The organism is Pseudomonas tritici (assembly GCF_014268275.3).
Lineage (GTDB): Bacteria > Pseudomonadota > Gammaproteobacteria > Pseudomonadales > Pseudomonadaceae > Aquipseudomonas > Aquipseudomonas tritici.
Window position 1 is genome coordinate 756,708 of the sequence record NZ_CP077084.1, and the last position, 17,507, is coordinate 774,214.

Annotated in this window: 15 protein-coding genes; 13 read left to right on the forward strand and 2 right to left on the reverse strand. The window is 61.5% G+C overall.

Features of this window, described 5'->3' with window-relative positions; translation table 11 throughout:
• Positions 1 to 21: 21 nt before the first annotated feature.
• The 7 genes from waaF to HU722_RS03250 are packed head-to-tail and all read left to right on the forward strand — an operon-like array spanning position 22 to position 6,971.
• The gene (waaF, locus tag HU722_RS03220; protein ID WP_065879862.1) at positions 22 to 1,056 is read left to right on the forward strand and encodes a lipopolysaccharide heptosyltransferase II; all 1,035 of its coding nucleotides are present in this window, start codon (positions 22 to 24) and stop codon (positions 1,054 to 1,056) included.
• Position 1,057: 1 nt separating this feature from the next.
• Positions 1,058 to 2,119, forward strand: a complete 1,062-nt coding sequence (waaC, locus tag HU722_RS03225) for a lipopolysaccharide heptosyltransferase I (protein WP_065879864.1) — start codon at positions 1,058 to 1,060, stop codon at positions 2,117 to 2,119.
• Entirely contained in the window at positions 2,119 to 3,243 is a 1,125-nt protein-coding gene (locus HU722_RS03230) for a glycosyltransferase family 4 protein (RefSeq protein WP_065889125.1), read from the forward strand. Before waaC ends, HU722_RS03230 begins: the two co-directional genes overlap by 1 nt.
• On the forward strand, positions 3,240 to 4,046 hold the full coding sequence (gene rfaP, locus HU722_RS03235) for a lipopolysaccharide core heptose(I) kinase RfaP (protein ID WP_049710352.1): 807 nt from the start codon (positions 3,240 to 3,242) through the stop codon (positions 4,044 to 4,046). Before HU722_RS03230 ends, rfaP begins: the two co-directional genes overlap by 4 nt.
• Positions 4,046 to 4,780: a lipopolysaccharide kinase InaA family protein gene (locus HU722_RS03240; RefSeq protein WP_049710351.1), complete on the forward strand. Its 735-nt coding sequence runs from the start codon at positions 4,046 to 4,048 to the stop codon at positions 4,778 to 4,780. Before rfaP ends, HU722_RS03240 begins: the two co-directional genes overlap by 1 nt.
• A complete protein-coding gene (locus tag HU722_RS03245) occupies positions 4,777 to 5,529 on the forward strand; it encodes a lipopolysaccharide kinase InaA family protein (RefSeq protein WP_065875264.1) in 753 nt (250 codons plus the stop codon). Before HU722_RS03240 ends, HU722_RS03245 begins: the two co-directional genes overlap by 4 nt.
• Positions 5,529 to 6,971, forward strand: coding sequence for a lipopolysaccharide kinase InaA family protein (locus tag HU722_RS03250; protein WP_065879870.1), 1,443 nt, complete (start codon positions 5,529 to 5,531; stop codon positions 6,969 to 6,971). The genes HU722_RS03245 and HU722_RS03250 overlap by 1 nt, the downstream gene beginning before the upstream one ends.
• Before the next feature lie 133 nt (positions 6,972 to 7,104).
• On the opposite strand, the gene HU722_RS03255 is transcribed toward HU722_RS03250, so the two are convergent.
• Positions 7,105 to 8,493 (reverse strand): hypothetical protein, encoded by a 1,389-nt coding sequence (locus HU722_RS03255; RefSeq protein ID WP_065879872.1) that lies wholly within the window; start codon positions 8,491 to 8,493, stop codon positions 7,105 to 7,107.
• A gap of 75 nt (positions 8,494 to 8,568) precedes the next feature.
• On the reverse strand, positions 8,569 to 10,656 hold the full coding sequence (locus HU722_RS03260) for a TonB-dependent receptor family protein (RefSeq protein ID WP_065875261.1): 2,088 nt from the start codon (positions 10,654 to 10,656) through the stop codon (positions 8,569 to 8,571).
• A 197-nt stretch (positions 10,657 to 10,853) separates the two neighbouring features.
• Between HU722_RS03260 and HU722_RS03265 the strand changes: the two genes are divergently transcribed.
• The 6 genes from HU722_RS03265 (at position 10,854) to HU722_RS03290 (ending at position 17,458) form a co-directional block, all read left to right on the forward strand.
• Complete coding sequence (locus HU722_RS03265; RefSeq protein ID WP_065875260.1) at positions 10,854 to 11,210, forward strand: YceK/YidQ family lipoprotein; 357 nt, start codon at positions 10,854 to 10,856, stop codon at positions 11,208 to 11,210.
• Positions 11,211 to 11,352: 142 nt separating this feature from the next.
• Positions 11,353 to 13,110 (forward strand): carbamoyltransferase family protein, encoded by a 1,758-nt coding sequence (locus tag HU722_RS03270; protein WP_065875259.1) that lies wholly within the window; start codon positions 11,353 to 11,355, stop codon positions 13,108 to 13,110.
• Positions 13,094 to 14,224: a glycosyltransferase gene (locus HU722_RS03275; protein WP_065879873.1), complete on the forward strand. Its 1,131-nt coding sequence runs from the start codon at positions 13,094 to 13,096 to the stop codon at positions 14,222 to 14,224. Before HU722_RS03270 ends, HU722_RS03275 begins: the two co-directional genes overlap by 17 nt.
• On the forward strand, positions 14,224 to 15,120 hold the full coding sequence (locus HU722_RS03280) for an antimicrobial resistance protein Mig-14 (RefSeq protein WP_065875257.1): 897 nt from the start codon (positions 14,224 to 14,226) through the stop codon (positions 15,118 to 15,120). The genes HU722_RS03275 and HU722_RS03280 overlap by 1 nt, the downstream gene beginning before the upstream one ends.
• Positions 15,117 to 16,502 (forward strand): PIG-L deacetylase family protein, encoded by a 1,386-nt coding sequence (locus tag HU722_RS03285; protein WP_065875256.1) that lies wholly within the window; start codon positions 15,117 to 15,119, stop codon positions 16,500 to 16,502. The genes HU722_RS03280 and HU722_RS03285 overlap by 4 nt, the downstream gene beginning before the upstream one ends.
• On the forward strand, positions 16,502 to 17,458 hold the full coding sequence (locus HU722_RS03290) for a glycosyltransferase family protein (protein WP_065889121.1): 957 nt from the start codon (positions 16,502 to 16,504) through the stop codon (positions 17,456 to 17,458). The genes HU722_RS03285 and HU722_RS03290 overlap by 1 nt, the downstream gene beginning before the upstream one ends.
• Positions 17,459 to 17,507: the final 49 nt, after the last annotated feature.

The following is a 17,507-nucleotide window of genomic DNA, read 5'->3' on the forward strand; positions in this document are numbered from 1 at the left end:
CGTATCGTTTGTGGAAACTACATGAATATTCTGATCGTTGGGCCCAGTTGGGTCGGTGACATGGTGATGGCGCAGACACTGTTCCAGTGCCTGCGCATGCGCTACCCAGACTGCCAGATCGACGTGCTCGCCCCTGAGTGGAGCCGGCCGATCCTTGAGCGCATGCCCGAGGTGCGCAAGGCCTTGAGCTTCCCGCTCGGTCACGGTGCCCTGGAGTTGGCGACCCGCCGCCGCATCGGTAAATCCTTGGCGGGCGAATACGACCAGGCGATCCTGTTGCCCAACTCGCTCAAGTCGGCGCTGGTGCCGTATTTTGCCGGCATCCCCAAACGCACCGGCTGGCGCGGCGAGTTTCGCTACGTGCTGCTCAATGATGTGCGCAGGTTGGACAAAGCCCGCTACCCGCTGATGATCGAGCGTTTCATGGCCCTGGCGTACGAGCCGGGTGCCGAGTTGCCCAAGCCGTATCCGCGCCCGAGCCTGCAGATCGACCCGGTCAGCCGCGACGCCGCCCTGGCCAAGTTCGGCCTGCAACTCGACCGTCCGGTCCTGGCGCTGTGCCCAGGGGCCGAGTTTGGCGAGTCCAAGCGCTGGCCATCGGAACACTACGCCAAGGTCGCCGAGGCCAAGATCCGCGAAGGTTGGCAGGTGTGGTTGTTTGGTTCGAAGAAGGATCATCCGGTGGGTGAAGATATTCGCCAGCGCCTGATTCCCGGCCTTCGCGAAGAGTCGGTCAACCTCAGTGGCGACACGTCCCTGGCTGAGGCCATCGACCTGCTGTCCTGCGCTGATTCGGTGGTGTCCAACGACTCCGGCCTGATGCACGTCGCCGCCGCGCTGAACCGCCCATTGGTGGCGGTGTACGGCTCCACTTCCCCTGGTTTCACCCCGCCTTTGGCCGATAAGGTCGAAGTCGTGCGCCTGGGCCTGGAGTGCAGTCCGTGCTTTGAGCGCACCTGCCGTTTCGGTCACTACAACTGCATGCGCCAATTGCTGCCGCAGCCGGTGAACGAAGCCTTGCAGCGGTTGCAGGGCTCTGTGGTCGAGGTCCGATAGTTTGCGCGTACTGGTAATCAAGACCTCATCCCTGGGCGATGTGATCCACGCGTTGCCGGCACTGACCGACGCGGCGCGGGCGATCCCCGGCATTCAATTCGACTGGGTCGTGGAAGAGGGCTTTGCCGAAATTCCCACCTGGCATCCGGCGGTCGACAAGGTCATCCCGGTGGCGATCCGCCGCTGGCGCAAAAACATTTGGCAGACCCTCAAAAGTGGCGAATGGCGGCGCTTCAAGCAGCAGGTCCAGTCGACCAAGTACGACCTGGTGATCGACGCCCAAGGCCTGCTTAAAAGCGCCTGGCTGACCCGCTATGTACGTGCCCCGGTAGCCGGTTTCGACAAGCACTCGGCCCGTGAACCGTTCGCAGCACGCTTTTACTCCCGGCGCCTGGCCGTGGCCCGCGGGCAACATGCGGTGGAGCGTTTGCGCCAACTGTTCGCCGTGGCGCTGGGTTATGACTTACCCAAAGGCCTGGGCGACTATGGCCTGGGCGTCGATAAGCTGCTCGGCCTGCCGCCGAAAAAACCCTTCGTCCTGCTGCTGCACGGCACCACCTGGGACACCAAGCACTGGCCAGAAACCTACTGGCGTGAGTTGGCCGAACGCATGGGCCGCCTGGGTGTGGACGTGAAATTGCCCTGGGGCAACGCCGCCGAAAAAGCCCGCGCCGAACGCCTGGCGCAGGGCCTGCCAAATGCCGAAGTGCTGCCCAAGCTGAACCTGGCCGGTGTCGCCCGCGTATTGGCCGGCGCACGCGCCTGCGTGGCGGTTGACACCGGTCTCGGTCACCTGGCTGCTGCGCTGGACGTGCCGACCATTTCCCTGTTCGGTCCGACCAACCCAGGCCTCACTGGCGCCTATGGCAAGGGCCAGATTCACCTGGCGAGCGACTTCCCCTGCGCGCCCTGCCTGCAAAAACACTGTACCTATCAACCGACGGCCGACGACCTGCGTCGGTTCGACATCACGCGCGAGTCGCCCCTGTGCTTCACGCGCCTGAACCCTGAGCGTGTGGCAAGCCGACTGAGCACGTTGTTACTGGCTGAGGAGCTGCACTGATGCAACTGGCTTTTGTTCTGTACAAATATTTCCCCTTTGGCGGCCTGCAGCGTGACTTCATGCGCATCGCCCTGGAATGCCAGCAGCGTGGCCACCAGATTCGTGTCTACACGCTGATCTGGGAAGGCGATATCCCGCCCGGTTTCGAAGTGCTGGTGGCGCCGGTCAAGGCGTTCTTCAACCATCGGCGCAACGAGAAACTCAGCGCCTGGATGGAGGCCGACCTGGCCCAGCGCCCGGTGGACCGCCTGATTGGTTTCAACAAAATGCCTGGCCTGGACGTGTACTACGCCGCCGACGGCTGCTTTGAAGACAAGGCGCAAAACCTGCGCCATTCGCTGTACAAAAGCTTTGGCCGGTATCGCCACTTTGCCGAGTACGAGCGCGCGGTGTTTGCCAAGGACGCCAAGACCGAAGTCTTGATGATTTCCGAAGTGCAGCAGCCGCTGTTCATCAAGTATTACGACACCCCGCTGGGACGCTTCCACTTGCTGCCGCCGGGCATTGCCCAGGACCGCCGCGCGCCGCCGAATGCCGCCGAGATTCGCGAAGGTTTCCGCAAGGAGTTCAACCTGGGCGCAGACGATCTGTTGCTGGTGCAGATCGGCTCCGGCTTCAAGACCAAGGGCGTCGACCGCAGCCTCAAGGCCGTGGCCGCCTTGCCAGCGGAGCTGAAAAAGCGCACGCGTCTGTTTGTAATCGGCCAGGACGACCCCAAAGTATTCCAGTTGCAGAGCGCCACGTTGGGGCTGGGCGATAACGTGCAGTTCCTCAAAGGCCGCAGTGATATCCCACGTTTCCTGCTGGGCGCCGACCTGCTGATCCACCCGGCGTACAACGAAAACACTGGCACCGTATTGCTTGAAGCCCTGGTGGCCGGGTTGCCGGTGCTGGTCTCGGCCGTGTGTGGTTATGCGCATTACATCAATGAGGCCGACAGCGGCCTGGTGCTGGATGAGCCGTTTGAGCAAACGCAGCTGAACCAGTATTTGGCCCAGATGCTCACCGACACTGCACAGCGCGCGGCCTGGAGCCGCAATGGGTTGGCCTTCGCCGAGACGGCCGACCTCTACAGCATGCCGCAGCACGCGGCAGATGTGATTCTGGCGGAGCCAAAACGATGAAGTTGATTCTTGCCGAACCGTTCAAGACGTTGTGGGCCGGGCTTGATGCCTTTGCCGAAGTCGAGAAACTGCAAGGCCAGGTATTCCGTGAGCTGGCGGCGCGTCGCACCTTGCGCACCGAGGTCGATGGCCGCCCGTATTTCGTGAAAATCCATCGCGGCATTGGTTGGGCGGAAATCTTCAAGAACCTGATCACCGCCAAGTTGCCGGTGCTCGGCGCCGGCCTTGAGTGGGACGCCATCCACCGCTTGCAGGCACTGGGCGTGCCGACCATGACCGGTGTGGCGTTCGGCGAAAAGGGCAGCAACCCGGCGGACCAGCACTCGTTCATCATCACCGAAGAGCTGGCGCCAACGATCAGCCTGGAAGACCTGACAATCAATTGGGTGGCCGAGCCGCCCGCGCCTGCGTTGCGCCACGCCCTTACGGCTGAGCTGGCGCGCATGGTTGGTGATATGCACCGAGGTGGCGTCAATCACCGTGACTGCTACCTGTGCCACTTCTTGCTGGACACCGCCAAGCCTATCGATGCGAAAGACATCAAGCTGTCGGTGATCGACCTGCACCGTGCCCAACTGCGGGCCCATCTGCCGCTGCGCTGGCGCGACAAGGACCTCTCGGCGCTGTACTACTCGGCGCTGGAAATCGGCCTGACCCGCCGCGACAAGCTGCGCTTTCTCAAGGGCTACTTCCGCCAACCGCTGCGCCAGATCCTGGCCGAGCAATCGGCGTCGTTGAGCCTGATGCAGCGCAAGGCCGACAAGCTCTATGCGCGCAAGCAACGTTACGGGGATGCAATCTGATGGCGGGTTGGATTCTGGAGCCTGCCTACGCCCACCTGGCGGATGATTTTGGAAGCCTCGAAGCGGTTTTTGCCCTGCAAGGTGAGCGGCTGACCCGCGACCCGCTGTCGGAGGTGATCCGGGTGGAGCGCGGCGGGGTCAATTACTACGTCAAGCGCTACGTCGGCGCCGGCAAGGGCTTGCGGCGTTACCTGGGCAAGCCCCGGGTCAAGTCCGAATGGCAGAACCTCAAGCGCTTCGCCAAGTGGGGCATTCCCACTGCCGACGTGGTTGCCTGGGGCCTGGAACGCAAAGGCCTGGCCTACGACCGTGGTGCGATGATCACCCGCGAGTTGCCGAGGACGGAAGACCTGTCGGTGCTGGCCGAGCGTAAGGATGCACGCCTGCGCGATCCGAAGTGGGTCGACGCGGTGAGCCGCCAGCTCGCTGAATACACGCGCACCATGCACGATCATCGGTTTACCCATAACGATTTGAAGTGGCGCAACCTGCTGATCGACGACCAGACAACGCTGTACCTGATCGATTGCCCCAATGGCGACTTCTGGCGCGGCTTCTGGCTCAAGTACCGTATTACCAAAGACCTGGCCTGCCTGGACAAGGTGGCCAAGTATCACCTGTCCGCCACCCAGCGCCTGCGCTTCTACATGCAGTACCGTCAGCGCCGGCACCTGAGTGCGTCGGACAAGCAGCGTATTCGCCACGTGGTGAAGTTTTTCGAGGGGCGCGAATGAGTGATTTCCTGGCGGCTGAAGACCGTGCGCTGCTGGAGCGCAACGGCCTGGCGACGTTCGATGCCCTGTGGGCCAAACAACTGGATGCGGTGGACGAGCCGAATACCAGTCGCGGCGGCTGGAGCAGCGTGTTTCGCCTGGAGCTCGACGGCCACGGTTACTACCTCAAGCGCCAGAGCAATTACCTGACGCGTAGCCTGCACCGCCCCTTTGGCGAGCCGAGTTTCTCCCGCGAATTTCGCAATATCAGCCGTTATCGCAAGCTCGGTATTCCGGCTTTGCAAGCGGCGTTCTACGGGGAGCGAAAAGTCGCTGGCGAACACCGCGCGATGCTGCTGACCCGCGCCCTGGACGGCTGGAATGACCTGGATTCGTTGCTGGAGCAGTGGCCTTCACTGAGCGATGCCCAGCACCGCGCGATCCTGCTGGCCTGTGGCCAACTCGCACGCCGACTGCACAGCGTCGGCCAGGTGCATGGCTGTTTCTACCCCAAGCATATTTTCCTGCGGGCCACCGGTGACGGTTATGCCGCGCAGTTGATCGACCTGGAGAAAACCCGCCCGCTGCTGTTCGGCTGGCGTGATCGGGTCAAGGATCTGGAGCCGTTGTTGCGTCGCGCACCACAATGGTCCGATGCGCAGGTCCGCCAACTGTTGGCGGCGTATCTGGAGCAGCCTGAGAGCAGCGAGTTGGTCGCCACTTGGTTCCAGCGCCTTGGCGCCCGTCGTAGTCACAAGGAAAACCGTTGATGCGTTTGTCCGAGCTGAAAACCGCCGGCCGTACTCCCACCCTGCCGCTGACGATTGAATTGGCCGATGCGGCGGGCCCAGGCCAGTTGCAACTGCTGAGCCTGTTGCGCGTGCTGCCGGGCGAGCGCTACGTAGGCGCAGCGGTGTGGCGCGGGCGTCCAGTACTGGCCAAGTTGCTGGTGGGCAGCAAGGCGGCGCGGCACTTTCAGCGTGAACTCAATGGCGTGCGCCTGCTCGCCGAGCAAGGCCTGACCACACCGTTGTTGCTGGCCGATGGCTTGCAGGAAGGCGAGGGCGGTTGGCTGTTGTTCGAATTTATCGAAGGCGCCGAGAGCCTGGCGGATGCCTGGCACGCGGTCGAAAGCCTGCCGCCCTTGGCTGACGAGCAAACTGCGGTGCTTGCCGAGGCATTGGGTGCGATTGCCCTGATGCACACCAAAGGCCTGTGGCAGGAAGACCTGCACCTGGACAACTTGCTGCGTCGGGACGGCAAGCTGTATTTGATCGATGGTGCCGGGATTCGCGTCGAAGAGGCGGGCAAGCCCCTGTCGCGCAACCGCGTACTGGAGAACCTTGGGGTGTTTTTCGCCCAGTTGCCGAAGCATCTCGAGCCATTTACCGAAGAGCTGCTGGTGTACTACCTGCTGGGCAACGGCGAGCACGCTTTGCCCTTGGAGGCTTTGGAAAAACAGGTGCGCAAGGTCAGCGCTTGGCGCCTGAAGGACTTTCTCAACAAGGTCGGTCGCGAATGCACGCTGTTCAGTGTGCTGCGCGGGCCGTTTGCCCTGCGTGCAATCCGTCGCGAGGAAGAAGTCGCGATGCTGGCGGTGCTGGAACAGGCCGATGCCTTGCTCGAGCAGGGCCACTTGTACAAGACCGGTGGAACCGCCACGGTGGCCAAGGCCGAAGTGGCGGGTCGCCCATTGGTGATCAAGCGTTACAACATCAAGAGTTTCGCCCACTGGTTCAAGCGCTTCTGGCGCCCAAGCCGTGCCTGGCATTCCTGGCGTGAAGGCAATCGCCTGGCGTTCCTCGGTATCGCTACGCCCAAGCCGCTGGCCGTGCTGGAAAAGCGCTTTTTCGGCCTGCGCGGTCGCGCTTACCTGATTACCGAATTCCTGCCGGGGCCGGACATCATCGAGCGCTTTGCGCCTTACGTTGAGAACGGTGACGCGCCGGAAAACGAACTGCTCGCCCTGGATCACCTGTTCGCCGAGCTGATCCGCGAGCGCATCAGCCATGGCGACTTCAAGGGGCATAACCTGTTCTGGGACAAGGATCGCTGGTCGTTGATCGACCTGGATGCCATGCGCCAGCACAGCACCCAAGCCAGCTTCGCTCCGGCGTTTGCCAAGGACCGCGCGCGGTTCATGCGTAATTGGCCTGAGAGCAGTGCGTTGTATCAGCTGATTGATCAGCGCCTCCCCAAGCAGACCGCCTGATCCCTGACACCGCTTTTTACTTGAAAAAACGCTAGGGCCGCTTCGCAGCCCAGCGCGGGGCAAGCCCGCTCACTACAGGTGTTGCGTGGGCAATAGTGTTTGGGGGGTGGAGCTTCAGCGTTGCCAGTCGACGTTATTGTGCGTTGATCAGCGTCGTATGGGTTTTGTATTTGCCCTGGATCACGTCCTCGGTAGCAAAGAAATACCCGTAGTCCTTCAGGTACATGACGGTGCTGGTGGCCTGGTAGTTATCACCTGCGGCAGTGCAATTGAGCTCCTTTGCATTGCCACTCAGCGTCGAGTTGATGCTGCTGGCTGGCAGTTCGCGCGCCACTACACAGGTGGTATTGCGGGACAGCACGCGATCCTCTTCAGCGGTGTTGCGATTCAGCTCTTTGAGTTTGAACCCCAGCGTTGCACCGATCGGCATCTGCTTCCAGTCGCCGGTGAAGCTGAGTTGCTCAACATTGCTGGCGGCCGAGACTTTCATCCCGTGCAGTTCGAAATCGCTTTGGAAGGTCAGGCTGAACAACCCTCGGAATGTGGTGATGTGGGTGCTTGAGAATTGGGTGGCTCGGCGGATTTTAAGCTGACCGTTTCCGGTTCCGGGCTCAATGAACACGTCAGTGCGCAAGCTGGAAGAACCCAAGTCGCGCTTCTCCATAAGGTGGCGCAGAGGTTTGGCTGCGGGGGGCATTCCCAGTGCGGAGATCGCCTCTGTCACCGCTGTCGGGACAGGTGCGGGTGTCAGGGTTTGCTCGAGCTTGGTACGCGCAACGGCTACCGGGAGTTGCGCCACTGTTGGCGAGCACGCGGCCTTGAGCAGGGTCTGGGTGTCCGTCTCGGCGCTGCTGAAAGGCTGGTCGATGGGGACTGCTACCACGCTGCCGAAGGTCACGACGTTTTTCGGGGTGAGGCTGAAAGTGGCCAGAGTGCGATAGGTCTGGCGGCTGCAACTGACCTCCCAGTGCATGCGGGTCTGGGCGTAGGGCATCTTTTTCAGTTTGTTGGTCAGGATGAGCGGTTCATCGTAGGCGCCCCAGAGCTCTACTTTCTCACCCACGGTCTTGAGGCTGGCACGGTCGATCAGCAATTGGCGTTGAGTGGCTGTACTGCTGACGAGGCGCCAATCCGGGCGTGGCGTGCGCGCGCAAGCGTCGGTAAAGCTGGTGTTCTGTTGCAGTTCGCCAACCACGGCCGGCGTCAGGTTGCGCATGACGGTAATGCGCGTGGGCTGGCCGTCGGGCTTCGGGGTTCCGGGCGCTTCCAGATACAGCAGGTTCCCGCTCGGCGTGGTGCAGGACGCCTGAAGCTGCGCGATATCGGGTACGGCGAGATTGTTGGTCAGCGTGACTTGAACCTGGTAACTGAGGTCGTCGCCATCGCGCATGATCGAGTCGGCCAGTAGCGGTTTCTTAAGCATGTCTTTATACGGGGCGTCGGCCTTGTCGCCGCTCTTGATGCCTTGCGTGCCGCAACCACTGAGTACGCCTAGGGCGACGATAACCGCGATGTGTTTCATGAGCGTTCCTTGCAGGCTAAAGGGGGATCAGGGCCTTTCGACCGTCCGCATCGCGTTTTGTGCGGGGCGGGCTGATCAGAACTCGTACTCCGCGCCTGCACCCGCATACCAGGAGCGCCCTGGCGCCGCTTCGTAATAGCGGTTGTTGCCATCGCCGACGATCACCGAACCGACGTACTGGCGGTCGAGCAAGTTATCCAGGCGCAGGGTCTGATGGAAGGTCCAGTGTTCGACCTTCTGCTCGAAGCGCGCACGCCAGTTAAACACGCTGTAGGCCGGTGCGGCGTGTTGGCTGTTGGTGTCCTCGACGTAGACCTTGCTGCGGTAAATGCCTTCGATGGCGGTGCTGACCCAGTCGCGGGGCTTCCAGTTCAGTTCGGTGAACAGCGTGGTTTGCGGCACGCCGGGCAGGTAGTTGCCCTTGTCGACGGCGTTGTTGCCGCCGCTGACGAAGTCGCTGTCGTAAGTGGCCTGCAGGCGGGTGTAGGCGAGGCTGCTGCTCCACTGCTCGCTGAGCTGGCTTTCGAGGCCCAGTTCGAAACCGCGGCGCAGGGTGCGGCCGGCGTTTTGGTAGCTGGTACGGCCGTCTTTGGATTGAGCCACCACTAACTCATCTTCTGTGGTGATCTGGAATATGGCGGCATTGATCCGGGTGTTGTTCACCTGGGCCTTTAATCCCACTTCGTACTGGGTACTTTCTGACGGCTTCAATCCGAAGTTGAACCCTTCCACATTTCCCGGTGCATAGGCCAGCTCAGCCTGTGTCGGCGTTTCGAAGCCTTTGCCCGCACTGACGTAGCCATGCAGCTCGGGCGTGAATGCGTACATCACGCTCATCGATGGCGTATTTTTCTGATAACGCTTGTTGCCGCTGGCATCGCCGTTGCTCAGGAATTGATCATCAACGTCCAGTTCCATGGTGCTATGCCGAACACCTGCTTGCAGGGTCCAGCGGTCTAGCGCCCAGTTGGCCTGGATATAGGGATCGAGGCTGCGGGCGGTGTCAATTTCATCTCGGCGTAGCTGGCCTTTTACGCCAAGGGTGTTGCCGCTGAAGTTCTGGTAGCCGTGGCGACTGTCTTCGCTCTGATCGAAGTCCAGGCCGGTGATGATCATCAGTTCGCCCGGCGCACGTTCGATGGGCTGCATCCAGCGCACGCTGCCGCCGTAGAACTTGCGGTCGAATTGCACAACGCCACCGCCGCGTTCATTAGCGGGTGTGCCTTTGGGAATCGACAAATACTGAATCACACTCCGCCGTCCCGTATACGCATTCACCTGCAACGTCGCATCGCCGATATAGCGCTCGTAATTCAGCCCCAATTGCTGATGATCGATACTTTTGCGCGTGTTGTACGTCAGCGCATTCGCACTCACCGAGCGTGGATCGGCCTTGTACGCCGACCACGTCTGCCCGAGCGGGTCCTGTGTGCCGTTCTGCTCCAGGCTGCTGTAGATCAGCGCCAGCTTGCTGTCGTCATCCGGCTGGAAATTGAGCTTGGCGAAGGTCTGGTCACGTCGCGCGCTGCTGTGGTCGCGGTAGCCGTTGGTGTCCATGCGCGAGGCGTCGAGCACGAAGCCAGCGCCGTTGGTGGCGCCCTCGGCGGTCAGGTGGTTTTTGTTCAGGCCGTCGCTGCCCACCAGGGTTTCGGCGCCGATGCGCGGCGGGCCTTCGCCGTCGCGGGAGAACATCTGGATCACCCCGCCGGCATTGCTGCCATACAGGGTGGCCGCCGGCCCACGCAGTACTTCGATGCGCTCTGCGGTGTCGAGGTTGAAAGTGGCGGCTTGGCCCTGGCCGTCCGGCGTGCTGGCCGGGATGCCGTCGGCGATCAGCTTGATGCCGCGCACGCCGAATGCCGAGCGGGCACCAAAGCCTCGGGAGGAAATCTGCAGGTCCTGGGCATAGTTCTGGCGGTTCTGCACCACCAGGCCGGGCACGCGGGAGAGGGCTTCGGAGGCATTGATGCCGAGTTGACCGTCACTGATCTGTCCACGGCTGATGCCGTCCACCGAGTAGGGCAGGTCGAAGGTCGGGCTGGCGCTGCGTGAGCCGCTGACCACACTGGGGTCGAGAACCAAAGGCGTGTCCTCGGCCAGTGCCGTATTGCTCAGCGTGAGCAGGCCTGGCAGCAACAGGGTGAAGCGGGCGAGGGTGTTCATCAGTCAGGCAAAATCCGTGGCGCGCGTAGGAGGTAAACGCGCAAAGGGGCGCGAGTTTAGTGAATCAGGCGATTTTTATCATTTAGGAATCGTCTTACGCTGCAAATCGTGCTCCCGCCCTGGGTCGTCAGGCTATGCGATGTTAGCGTGGCCCGCCTTGGCAATAACAATGTCTGTTGGGGCAGAGGGAGGGGGTCATGAGGATTAGGTCGAAAGTGTCATGGCTTGTGGTGTCGTGTTCGTTGGCCGGTTGCGGAACCATCAATACCGTCTTTCGTCCAGACGCCGTAGCCAGCCAGAACCTCAAGGACTCGCGCAGTCACTGCGAAAACGTGCCACGCATCTACAGCGGGGTGATCTACGGCTTTTGCACGCTCAATGGCGAGCCAGCGCCTGACAAGAGCCTTAAGGACAAGAGCCTGATAGACCATGGGGGCAGCGTGTTGCCTATCGTCGCCGTGGAGTTCGTCGCCTCCGGCGTGCTGGACACCCTCGTGCTGCCCTACACCATTTACCGCCAGAATAGGGACGGCAGCATCGAGATCTTCCGCTGATCCCTCTTGCCACGTGCCGCTAACAGCTGCGCACTGCTTTTAAGCTATAATCCCGCCCTTTAGCTGTTTCCTGCCCAGGCAGGGGGCACACTTTTTTCAGGCGTAACCCGCCTGCATGCAGACTAAAAGAGGCTAGACCCCTGTGGCATTGACGATTCTTGGCCTGTCCGGCGCCCTTAGCCATGATCCTTCCGCAGCCTTGTATATCGACGGCAAGCTGATTGCGGCCGCCGAAGAAGAGCGCTTCGTACGCGACAAACATGCAAAGAACCGCATGCCCTACGAATCGGCGAAGTTCTGCCTGGAACAGGCCGGTATCAAGCCTTCCGACGTTGACGTGGTCGCGATCCCGTTCGCCCCCATCAGCCTGTTCGGCGAGGCGCGCTGGCACTACGCCAAGCGTTACTGGTACGCCCCGGACCGCGCCCTCGACGCGATCCTGATGGGCAACCGTCGCTACAAGCGCTACCGCAACAAGATCGTCTGGTGCCTGGAGCAACTGGGCTTCGATCCTAAGAAAATCAAGATCGAACCGGTTGAACACCACCTGGCCCACGCTTCCAGCGCCTACCACTGCTCTGGTTTCCAGGAGAAAACCGCGATCCTCGGGATCGACGGTAAAGGTGAGTACGCCACCACGTTCTTCGGCTACGGCGAAAACGGCAAGATCCACAAGATCAAGGAATTCTACGATCCAGACTCCCTCGGCGGCCTGTATGGCGCGATCACCGAATTCCTCGGTTTCGAGATGCTCGACGGTGAGTTCAAGGTCATGGGCATGGCGCCGTACGGCGATGCCAGCAAATACGATTTCTCGCGCCTGGCCTCCTTTGAGAATGGCGAGTTGGTGATCAACACCGACTACGCCAACGTCATCGGCCTGCGCCGCTACAAAGAGAAGGGCAAGGGCTTCTACTTCTCGCCAAAACTGATCGAGTGGCTGGGTCCAAAGCGCGAAGGCGATATCGCCGACGAGCCGTACATCCACTACGCCGCCAGCATGCAAGCGCTGTTCGAGAAACTGGCCCTGCAGATGATCGACCACTACCTGGGCGACATCCTCAAGGACACCGGCAAACTGGCCTTCGCCGGCGGTTGCGCGCTGAACGTCAAGCTGAACCAGAAGATCATCGCCCGTGACGACGTCAAAGAGCTGTTCGTGCAGCCGGCGTCGGGCGATGCTGGCACTGCGGTCGGTGCGGCGGCGTATGTTTCCCACGCCCGTGGTGTGCCGGTCGAGAAGATGGAACACGTCTACCTCGGCCCGTCCTACAGCAACGAAGACGTGATTGCCGCGTGCGCCAAGCACGAGAGCAAGCCGAACTGGCGCAAGATCGAGAACATGCCCCAGCGCATCGCCAAGATCATGGTCGACGGCAACCCGGTGGCCTGGTTCCAGGGCCGCATGGAGTTTGGTCCGCGCGCCCTGGGCGGTCGTTCGATCATCGGTTGCCCGAGCGCCACCGGTGTGGCGGATCGCATCAACCACCAGATCAAGTTCCGCGAGCGCTGGAGGCCTTTCTGCCCGTCGATGCTCGACACCGTGGCCCCGCAGATGATCAAGGTCGATCATCCGGCGCCGTTCATGACCTTCACCTTTGAAGTGTCCGAAGAGTGGAAGACTCGCGTGCCGGAAGTGGTCCATGAAGATGGTACCTCCCGCGCCCAGGTGCTCAAGCGCGAATACAACCCGCGCTACTACGACATGATGAAAGAGCTGGAAGTGCTCACCGGCAACGGCGTGTCCCTGAACACCTCGCTCAACCGTCGTGGCGAAGCGATGATCTGCTCGCCGACCGACGCGCTGAACATGTTCTTCGGCTCTGACCTGCAGTACCTGATCATGGAAGACATCCTGGTCGTCAAAGACGGCGTGGACCCTTATGACGCGCTCGGCTGACCGCCACGTCCTGCAGTTCTGCCACGGCTATGACGGGCCGTTCCTAGACTGTGCGCGGCAGTACGCCAGTGTGTTTGCAGGCTCCGGCTACAAGGTGACCACGGTGTTTCTCACCGGGGTCGCCGACCCTGAGGTGGCGGCCGGTTGCGCCAGTGATGAAGTGTTGTTCATGGAGTACAGCTCGAAGGCCATCCGTGGCCTCAAGCTGGGCGCCATCGCCGAGATGCGCAAGATTGCCGCGTCGCGCAACTTCAGTTTCTGCATCGCGCACCGCGCCAAGCCGATCTACATCGCGCTGCTCGCCACGCGCTTGCAGGTGATTGGCGTGCATCACGCGTTTGGCGACTATCAGCGCCGGGGGCGTCGGCTGTTTGCAAATATTTTCCGCAAGCGCCTGAGCTTGTTGGGCGTTTCCGATGCCGTGCGCGATGACATTCGTCGCTGCCTGCCGAAATGGCCGGCGGCGCGTATCCAGACCTTGTACAACCGCATTGATGTCGAAAACCTGCAGGCCCAGCAGGTTTCGAAGGATGAGGCGCGCGACGCCCTTGGCTTGTCGCCGGATGAATGGGTGGTCGGCAATGTCGGCCGCCTGCACCCGGACAAGGATCAGGCCACGCTGCTCAAAGGTTTTGCCCTGGCATTGCCAACGTTACCGGCTGAAAGCCGTCTGGCGATCCTCGGCACCGGGCGCCTGGAGCAGGACCTGAAAGCGCTGGCCCGCGAGCTGGGGATTGCCGACAAGGTTGTGTTTCTCGGCCAGGTGCCGGAGGCGCGTCGCTATTTCCGTGCGTTTGATGTGTTTGCGTTGAGCTCCGACCACGAACCCTTTGGCATGGTGTTGCTGGAAGCCATGGCGGCCGGTGTTCCCTTGCTCGCCACTGCCTGCGGCGGCGCGCGGGAAGTGGTTGAGGGCGTTGGTATCCTGTTTCCCTTCGGCGACGCCGAGCACCTAGCCCAAGGGTTGGGACACTTGGCCGCGATGGATCAGCACCAGCAACGCCAGTGCGCTGATTTGATGCTGGAGCGCCTGCACGCACGATTCTCGGATCAGGCGGTGCGCACTACTTTCTGGCAACTGCCGCATGTCATTGAACTGACCGCGAGGGCTTGATGCTCAATCGATTCCAAGGCTGGCGCGAGCGCGGCTGGTCCGTCGTCGATGCGCCTGTATACAGCGAGGCCTGGCAGCGTTTTGGCGGCAGCGTCGCGACGCATCCGCAAGTGGTCGAGCGCCTGGCCGGGTTGGCGCAGATTCCGGTGCGTTACCTGGCCTGGGAGCAGGCGGGTGAGCTCAAGGCGTGCATTGCCACCTGGGGGCGCGACCTGGCGCTGTCCAAGGACGTGCTTAAGCGCAGCGGCAAGAAAGGCCTGTTCGATCTGGGCAATGCCGAGCTGATCCTGCCGGCCGCCGCCGACGCGCAGGCGCCGCTGAGGCAGCGTGCGCGCTACCTCTCTGCGCTGAACGAAGGGCGTTTCAGCGGCCTCAAGCTTCAGGCCGAACAGTTGGCCATGGCGCGCACGCCCGAAGAACTGTCGAAGAAGTTTCGCTACAACCAGCGCCGCGAACTGCGTTTGCTGGAAGAGGCGGGCGGCGTGGTGCGGTCGGTCAGTGAGTTTTCCAGTGCGGAGCTGGCGTCCATCTACTGTGACCTGTTCCTGCGCCGTTGGGGCTTTACCGCCACGGGCGCCGAGCGCTTGGCGGAAGTGATCGAACTGATGCGCGAGTGGTTGATAGGCTCGGTGATTTTTCTGAATGACGCGCCCATCGCAATCCAGTTGGTGTATCGGGTCGAGTCACCGGAATGGATCAGTGTGGAATACGTCAACGGTGGGGTCGATCCTGAAACCCGCGCCTTCAGCCCCGGCAGCGTGCTGAGCTTTCTCAATACCCAGGGCGCTTGGGAGCAGGCACGCGAAGTCGGCAAGCCACTGCGCTTTTCCTTTGGTCGCGCCGACCGCGAATACAAGGACCGTTGGTGCAATCCTGTGCAGGTATTCAGCGTATGACCCGCAAGCAGCAATTGCTCAAACGTCACCGGCGCAACAAGCGTACGGTGCTGATCATTGGTGTGTTGCTGCTGTTGCTGGTCGGCATCCTGGTGGTCTGGTGGTTACCGTTGCTGTTGGCCCTGCTGGCCTGGGTGGCCCATGAAGCGTGGTTTGCCGACCACCTGTTCTACGCGCCCAACGAAGATTATCAGTACCGTTTTTCGGCGGATGCCGAGCTGGCGGGCGTGCGCTTGGAACATGGGCGCTTGCTGCTGGATCAGGCGGTGGACGCGGACGCAACGGTGGTGCTGGCGATCAAGGTCAAGAGCACTTGGCTGGGCCGTTTTTTTGACCCGTGCGTCGAGCTGGCGGGCGATCGGCAAACGTTTGAGCGTGGCGTCAACGGCGTGCGTTACCTGAACCTCAGCGGTTTGGCGCTGAGCGACTTAACGTTGCGCGGTCGCCATTGCCGATTGCTCGGCACGCCCCGTCTGTGGGCCTGGACCCATCCGGACTACCGCGCACAGCGCGTGATGGTGATCGCGCCCCACGCCGACGATGCTGAATTGGCGGCCTTCGGCCTGTACAGCCAGGCCGAAAATCCCTGGATCGTCACCCTGACGGCGGGGGAGATTGAAGCTGAGCATTATCAGCAGATGGGCCTGGACGCGGTCGAAGCCGCACGCATCAAAGGCCGCCTGCGCGCCTGGGACAGCATCGCTGTGCCGTTGTGGGCGGGTGTGCCGCAGGCGCACTGCGTGCAATTGGGCTATTTCTGCCTGCAGTTGCAGGCGATGCAGGCCGCGCCGGACCTGCCGTTTGCTTCCCGTGAAGCAGAGCTGACGGACGTTCGCCCATTCCGGCAATTCAACCCGTTTCCATTGCCCGCGGACAGCGACGGCTTGCCCACCTGGAACAACCTGTTGGCCGACCTGCGCGAGGTGCTGATGATGGCTCGCCCGGACGTGATCGTGTTGCCGCATCCGGTATTGGACCCGCATCCAGACCATGTCTGTGCACAGCAAGCCGTTTTGGAAGCCTTGCAAGGTCTTGAGTGGCAGCCAACGACAGTACTGGGCTACGCCAACCATCTGCATGACAACGACCGCTGGCCCATGGGCAACGCCGGAGCCGGTATTGCGTTGCCACCGTTGTTCGACGCGACCGTGGAGTTGCTGCCGTGCAGCCTGCCACTGACGTTGGCGCAGCAGCGTGATAAGGCCATGGCGCTGGGCATGATGCATGACTTGCAGCCGGCACCGCCGTTCAAGCGCCGTGTGCGACGCTGGTTGCAGCGGGTGTTGGCAGGTCGCGCGAAATCGCCTTACGGTGAGAACGAATTTTTCCGTAAGGCCGTACGACGGCATGAGTTGTTCTGGCGTTTGGGAAAGGATAAGTAATGAAAGTCTTGTTTCTGGTGCAGAAAGAGCAGCGCGCCATCCTCGACCGCTTGTACGAAGGTGTGGCCGAGCACTGCGAATGTGATATCCGCTGGTTGAGCAGCGATGAGCAGCGCAACCTGCGCGGTTACTTTCGGCGCGAAGTCGACGTGACCCGTTACGACCGCATTGTGTTCTTCCTGCGCTTCAAGCAGGAGATCCGCCAGGCCGGGTTTATCCGCACGATCCCAAACCTGGTGATCCTCGAGCACGACGCTTACCAGAACTACATTCCCTGCAAGTACACCGGCAAGTTCAGTGCCCATTACCGTCGCTTGCCGTGGGTTCGCGTGATCAGTTCAGGCTACATGGTGACCGAGCGCCTGCGCACCGAAGGTTTCGATGCGGTGTTCGTGCCCAAGGGCTATGACCAGGCACTGCTGCAGCCCCAGGATCGTGAACGAGATATCGAACTGGCGTTTGTCGGCAGCACCAACAGCGTGGCCTATAGTGGTCGCAAGGCTCTGCTCGATGAACTGGCGCGGGTTGAACCTTTGGTGGTGACGCGCACCAAATCGGGTGAGGAATACTGCGCGACCCTCAACCGGATTCGTTTTTTCGTCAGTGCCGATGTGGGCATGGGCGAGTACATGATCAAGAACTTCGAAGCCATGGCCTGTGGTTGCGTGTTGCTGGCGTTCGATCAGGGAGCCGAGGAGAACGCGGCCCTCGGGTTTGAGGACATGGTCAATGTGGTGTTCTACCAGGACATCCCGCAGTTGCAGGAAAAACTGGCCGTGCTGCGGTCCAATCCGCAACTGGCCGCGGACATTGCGCGCAGTGGGCAGGACTTGGCCGTCGGCCAGTTCGGTTTCGCCCGTATCGGCCAGCGTATTGTCGAAGCCCTCGAGCCGCCCTTGCGGCCTCGTGCGCCGTTGAATGTGCTGGAAAGGTTACGTCTGAAGCTGGGCGTTTAATACCGGTCAGATATGGCTGCGAATAGTGGCTATGTGATATTATCGAGGC

What these genes read in the sequence shown, in the direction of transcription:
- waaF (WP_065879862.1), top strand. Translation starts at nt 22, where the DNA reads ATGAATATTCTGATCGTTGGGCCCAGTTGGGTCGGTGACATGGTGATG.
- HU722_RS03230 (WP_065889125.1), top strand. Translation starts at nt 2,119, where the DNA reads ATGCAACTGGCTTTTGTTCTGTACAAATATTTCCCCTTTGGCGGCCTG.
- rfaP (WP_049710352.1), top strand. Translation starts at nt 3,240, where the DNA reads ATGAAGTTGATTCTTGCCGAACCGTTCAAGACGTTGTGGGCCGGGCTT.
- HU722_RS03240 (WP_049710351.1), top strand. Translation starts at nt 4,046, where the DNA reads ATGGCGGGTTGGATTCTGGAGCCTGCCTACGCCCACCTGGCGGATGAT.
- HU722_RS03245 (WP_065875264.1), top strand. Translation starts at nt 4,777, where the DNA reads ATGAGTGATTTCCTGGCGGCTGAAGACCGTGCGCTGCTGGAGCGCAAC.
- HU722_RS03250 (WP_065879870.1), top strand. Translation starts at nt 5,529, where the DNA reads ATGCGTTTGTCCGAGCTGAAAACCGCCGGCCGTACTCCCACCCTGCCG.
- HU722_RS03255 (WP_065879872.1), bottom strand. Translation starts at nt 8,493, where the DNA reads ATGAAACACATCGCGGTTATCGTCGCCCTAGGCGTACTCAGTGGTTGC.
- HU722_RS03260 (WP_065875261.1), bottom strand. Translation starts at nt 10,656, where the DNA reads ATGAACACCCTCGCCCGCTTCACCCTGTTGCTGCCAGGCCTGCTCACG.
- HU722_RS03265 (WP_065875260.1), top strand. Translation starts at nt 10,854, where the DNA reads ATGAGGATTAGGTCGAAAGTGTCATGGCTTGTGGTGTCGTGTTCGTTG.
- HU722_RS03275 (WP_065879873.1), top strand. Translation starts at nt 13,094, where the DNA reads ATGACGCGCTCGGCTGACCGCCACGTCCTGCAGTTCTGCCACGGCTAT.
- HU722_RS03280 (WP_065875257.1), top strand. Translation starts at nt 14,224, where the DNA reads ATGCTCAATCGATTCCAAGGCTGGCGCGAGCGCGGCTGGTCCGTCGTC.
- HU722_RS03285 (WP_065875256.1), top strand. Translation starts at nt 15,117, where the DNA reads ATGACCCGCAAGCAGCAATTGCTCAAACGTCACCGGCGCAACAAGCGT.
- HU722_RS03290 (WP_065889121.1), top strand. Translation starts at nt 16,502, where the DNA reads ATGAAAGTCTTGTTTCTGGTGCAGAAAGAGCAGCGCGCCATCCTCGAC.